Below are 5,051 nucleotides of genomic sequence, written 5' to 3' on the forward strand. Positions count from 1 at the left end.
GACGGGGCTGGGCCTCTCCAACCCGGAAGCGGTGATCAAGCTGTTCGCCATGCGCTCGGGCTGCCTGCGCGTGGTGGACCGCAACGCCGGCCTGGCGATGCGCGCACAGGAAGCCGAGCTGGGCGCCGGCGGCGACCTGCGCCGGGGCTCGAACGTCGGCAAGGGTCAGGTGGCCGCCGCCGACTTCTTCATCGTGCCGGACCTGGCGAACTCCAACGCCAACTCCAGCGGGGGCGCGATCGGAGCCGCCGTGGGCGCCTTCGGCGGCCGGCTTGGCATGGCCGGGGCGCTGGCCAGCGGCCTGACGGTGAAGAGCCAGCAGGCCCAGGCGCTGATCACCCTGGTGGACGCGCGCACGACCGAGCAGTTGTACGTGGCCGAGGGCGTGTCGAAGAAGACCGACGTCGGCTTCGGCGGCGGCTACTACGACGGCTGGGGCGCGATCGGCGGCGGTTACGGCAACACCGCCATGGGCAAGGTCGTGACGGCCGCCTACTTCAACGCCTTCGTCGATCTGGTCGGCTACCTGCAGCGCAGCGCGCCCACCGGCGAGCAGGCTTCGCAGGCCGCCGGCATGCAGGCCCAGAAGGTCAAGCAGGCCGTGGTGATGCGGAAGAGCCCGTCGCCCCAGGCCCCGCAGGTGCGCAGCTTCGCCATCGGCGACATGGTCTATCCGACTGGCCAGAAGAACGGCATCTGGTGGGAGGTCGACGACGAGAACGGCAACCGCGGCTGGGTCAGCTCGGCGATGATCGGCCCTGCCTGAGCCTAGGCCGTGGGCGAGGGCGCGCGGCGGGAGAGGTCGCGCGCCTTCGCCAGGCGCCGGACGCCTTCGTCCAGCACGGCGTCGGCCTTGGAGAAGCACAGCCGCACGATGCTGATGACCGGATCCTCCTCATAGAAGGCGGACACCGGGATCGCGGCGACGCCCGCTTCGTGCACGGCGCGCAGGCAGAAGGCGCGGTCCGCCTCGGCGACGCCGGACGCCGGCAGGTCTACGTTCAGGAAGTAGGTGCCCTGGTTGGGCAGCACCGCAAAGCCCTCGCGGCGTAGGCCTTCGGCCAGGCGGTCGCGCGAGGCCTCGAGTTGGCGCGGCATGGTCGTGAACCAGTCGTCCGAGTTTTCCAGCCCCCAGGCCACCGCCGCCTGCAGGTTGGGCGGGGTGGTGAAGGTCAGGAACTGGTGGGCGCGGGCGAGGCTGTGGGTCAGCTGGGGCGCGGCGCACAGGAAACCCACCTTCCAGCCGGTGAGCCCGAACATCTTCCCCGCCGAGCCGATCTTCACCGTGCGCTCCCGCATGCCGGGATAGGCGATCAGCGGCCGGTGCCGGGCGGCGCCGAACACCACCTGCTCCCAGACTTCATCGCAGATGGCGGTGACGTCGTGGCGGACGCAGAGCTCGGCCAGCAGGGCCAGGTCCTCGTCGGGCAGGACCACGCCGGCCGGGTTGATCGGATTGTTCAGCACCACGAAGCGGGTGCGCGCGCCGAACGCCGCCTCAAGCATGGCCCGCGTGAACCGCCAGTCCGGCGGAGCGAGGCGGACCAGACGCGGGACCCCACCGGCCAGCCGGATCATCGGGGCGTAACTGTCGTACAGCGGCTGAAAGAGCACGACTTCGTCGCCGGGCTGGATCAGCGCCAGGAAGGACGCGGTCAGTGCTTCGGTCGCGCCCGAGGTGATGGTGACCTCGCCCTCCCAGTCGAGATCGAGCCCCTGATGGCGGGCGTAGTGGCCCGCCACGGCCTGGCGAAGCTCGGGCAGCCCCCGCATCGGCGGATACTGGTTGTAGCCGTTCAGGACCGCGTCGGCGGCCTTGCGGCGGATGGGCTCCGGGCCCAGATCGTCGGGGAAGCCCTGGCCAAGGTTGATCGCGCCCAGGGTTCGGGCCAGGCCGGACATCTCCTCGAAGATCGTCGTTGGCAGGCTGGAGAAGATCGGGTTGGCCATCGTCGCGAGTTTGGCGGCAGAGTCGGCCCAGCGCTACCGTGAGGGAGGGAAGGTCATGGAAATCGTGGAATTCGAACCCCGCTACGCCGAGGCCTTCCGCACGCTGAACGAGGCCTGGATCTCCAAGCACTTCAGCCTGGAGGCGAAGGACCGCGAGGTGCTGGAGGACCCGCAAGGCAAGATCCTCGACAAGGGCGGGCGGATCTTCATGGCCTTAAAGGACGGCGAGCCCGTGGGCTGCGTGGCGCTGATCCGGATGGCGGACGGCGGCTATGAGGTCGCCAAGATGACGGTCACCGAGGCGGCGCGCGGCTCGGGGCTGGGCAAGCGGCTGATGGAGCGCTGCATCGAGGCCGCGCGCGAGGCGGGTGCGCCGCGGCTCTACCTGGAGACCAACTCCAGCCTGGCCCCGGCGCTTGCGCTGTACCGCGCGATGGGCTTCCGCGACCTCGCGCCGGCCGAGACCGAATACGCCCGCTGCGACGTATGGATGGAGCGGCCGCTCTAGCTCGCACGTTCTTAATTGCGAACGATTATCAATAGCATTACCGTCGGGCCATGCTCGACGACGATGCTTCGCCCCAGCTCCATGGCGAGCGCCTGCTGATCGGCGCGGTGCGGCGCCTGGCCCGACAGTCGGGCTGCGCGGGCGCCCAGGCGCATTTCGAACAGGCGTGCGGCTGGGCGGGCGCCGAGGCCTGCCGGATGCTGGAGGCCTTCGTGCAGCAGCTGGCGCTGCATGGCCGACGGCGGCTGGTGCTGTCGCTGCCGGGCGATCCGGAGGTGACCGCGGACGAGCGGGCGATCCTGGACGTGTTCGGCTGCGCCCAGGCCGAGGCCTATGCGGCGATGGACGATAGATTGGCGACGCTGCTGGGCGCCGAGCCGCCGGCGTCGCTAGGGGCGGCGACCTGCATCGTCGCCGAGACGCTGGCGATCCACGGCTGCCTGCTGGAGGTTCAGTGCTGGGACGCCAGCACCACGCCCAGCAGCACGGCGGCCCAATGGGCGCCGGCGGCGGCCACCACATGGCCGTGCCAGATGGCGCGGGCGAACTTCAGACGCTTGTTCACGTAGAAGATCACGCCGGTCGAATAGAGGACGCCGCCGGTCACGAGCAGGACGAAGGCGTACCAGGCCAGGCTGTCGATGATCGGCTTCAGGGCGATCACCACGAGCCAGCCGAGCGCCAGGTACATGGCCACCCAGAACTTCCGGTCCAGGCCCTTGAGGAACAGCTTGCCCAGCGCGCCAAGCGTGGCGATCGACCAGACCGCCGCCGTCATGCCCCAGCCCCAGGCGCCGGGCAGGCCCAGGGTGAAGGGCGTGTACGAGCCGGCGATCATCAGGAAGATGCCCGCGTGGTCCAGCCGGCGTAGCGTCGGCCGGTACTGCGGCTTGGCGAAATTGTAAGCGGTCGAAAAGCCCAGCATGGCGAGCACGCCGGCGGCGTAGATCGAGACGCCCACCACCTGGCTGATGGAACCCTTCGTCACCGCGATGGTGAGCAGCACGATCCCGCCCACCAGGGCGAGCGTCAGGCCGACCACGTGCACCACGAGGTCGGCGCACTTGGCGGCGGGCGTCGGATAGTGGCGGGGCGGGTAGGGCTTGGGCGTGGAATTCGTCATGGCCTGGACTCCATACGCCCTTCACGTGTCACGCGCGTGGCGCCGGCGTCCAGGCCGATGAAGATAAATTTCGGTTGCCGGTTCTTTCGGCGGACGAAGCGCGGCTAGTCCTCGCGGGCGCGCTTCTTCCGGAACGACGGGTTCAGCACTTCCTTGCGCAGGCGGATGGACTTCGGCGTCACCTCCACCAGCTCGTCCTCCTCGATATAGGCGATGGCCTGTTCGAGGGTGAGGCGGCGCGGCGGGGTCAGGCGCACGGCCTCGTCCTTGCCCGAGGCGCGGACGTTGGTCAGCTGCTTGCCCTTGATGGGGTTCACGTCGAGGTCGTCGGAGCGGCTGTTCTCGCCGATGATCATTCCCTGGTAGGTCTTCTCGCCGGCGCCGACGAACATGGTCCCGCGCTCTTCGAGGTTCCACAGTGCATAGGCCGCGGTCTCGCCGTCGGTGTTCGACACCAGCACGCCCTTGGGACGGCCTTCGATGGCGCCCTTGTGCGGCTCGTAGTGGCTGAACACGCGGTTCAGCACGCCCGAACCGCGGGTGTCGGTCAGGAACTCGCCCTGGTAGCCGATCAGCGAGCGCGACGGGCACATCAGCTGGATGCGGGTCTTGCCGGCGCCCGAGGGGCCCATGTCCTTCAGCTCGGCCTTACGGGCCGACAGCTTCTCGATGACGATGCCGGTGTATTCGTCGTCGACGTCGATGACGACGTCCTCGATCGGCTCCAGGCGCTCGCCGTTCTCGCCGGTCTGGTAGACCACCCGCGGACGCGAGATCGACAGCTCGAAGCCTTCCCGGCGCATGTTCTCGATCAGCACGCCCAGCTGCAGTTCGCCGCGGCCGGCGACCTCGTAGGCGTCGGAGCCCGGCGTCTCGGTCACACGGATGGCGACGTTGGCCTCGGCTTCCTTCAGCAGGCGGTCGCGGATCACACGCGACTGCACCTTGTCGCCTTCGCGGCCGGCCAGCGGGCTGTCGTTGACGCCGACGGTCATGGAGATGGTCGGCGGATCGATCGGCTGGGCCGGCAGCGGCTCGGTGACTTCCAGCGCGCACAGCGTGTCGGCCACGGTGGCCTTGGACATGCCGGCGATGGCGACGATGTCGCCCGCCTCGGCGCCTTCTTCCACCGGCTGGCGCTTCAGGCCGCGGAAGGCCAGCACCTTGGTGATGCGGCCCTGCTCGATCTGCTTGCCGTCGCGGTCCAGCGCCTTGATGGCCATGCCGGCCACGGCCTTGCCGCTCTCGATCCGGCCGGTCAGCAGTCGGCCCAGGAAGGGGTCAGCCTCAATCAGCACGTTCAGCATGCGGAACGGCTTGTCCTTGTTCGCCTCGACGGCGGGCGGCGGCACGTGGTCGACGATCAGGTCGAACAGCGGAGCCAGGTTGTCCGACGGCTGATTCAGGTCGAGCGTCGCCCAGCCGTTGCGGCCCGAGGCGTAGATGTGCGGGAAGTTCAGCTGCTCGTCG

Annotated in this window: 6 protein-coding genes; 3 read left to right on the plus strand and 3 right to left on the minus strand. The window is 69.3% G+C overall.

Translation table 11 applies throughout. The features are described 5' to 3' along the window. On the plus strand, positions 1-766 hold a 766-nt coding region (locus tag RIF93_RS18510; RefSeq protein WP_309092925.1), incomplete at its 5' end, for an SH3 domain-containing protein. 2 nt (positions 767-768) lie between these two features. Here RIF93_RS18510 and RIF93_RS18515 read toward each other — a convergent pair. Beyond that, positions 769-1,950: an aminotransferase gene (locus RIF93_RS18515; protein WP_309092926.1), complete on the minus strand. Its 1,182-nt coding sequence runs from the start codon at positions 1,948-1,950 to the stop codon at positions 769-771. Between the two features lie 55 nt (positions 1,951-2,005). On the opposite strand from RIF93_RS18515, the gene RIF93_RS18520 reads away from it, so the two are divergent. Continuing rightward, the gene (locus RIF93_RS18520) at positions 2,006-2,458 is read left to right on the plus strand and encodes a GNAT family N-acetyltransferase (RefSeq protein ID WP_309092927.1); all 453 of its coding nucleotides are present in this window, start codon (positions 2,006-2,008) and stop codon (positions 2,456-2,458) included. 50 nt (positions 2,459-2,508) lie between these two features. Continuing rightward, the gene (locus RIF93_RS18525) at positions 2,509-3,027 is read left to right on the plus strand and encodes a hypothetical protein (RefSeq protein ID WP_309092928.1); all 519 of its coding nucleotides are present in this window, start codon (positions 2,509-2,511) and stop codon (positions 3,025-3,027) included. Here the strand turns inward: RIF93_RS18525 and RIF93_RS18530 are convergent. Beyond that, positions 2,910-3,581, minus strand: a complete 672-nt coding sequence (locus RIF93_RS18530; protein WP_309092929.1) for a hemolysin III family protein — start codon at positions 3,579-3,581, stop codon at positions 2,910-2,912. The two genes, RIF93_RS18525 and RIF93_RS18530, sit on opposite strands and share 118 nt — an antisense overlap. Before the next feature lie 104 nt (positions 3,582-3,685). Further along, a partial coding sequence (locus RIF93_RS18535; protein WP_309092930.1) for an EF-Tu/IF-2/RF-3 family GTPase occupies positions 3,686-5,051 on the minus strand: 1,366 nt, incomplete at its 5' end.

It is taken from the genome of Phenylobacterium sp. (assembly GCF_031181185.1).
Classification (GTDB): Bacteria; Pseudomonadota; Alphaproteobacteria; order Caulobacterales; family Caulobacteraceae; genus Phenylobacterium.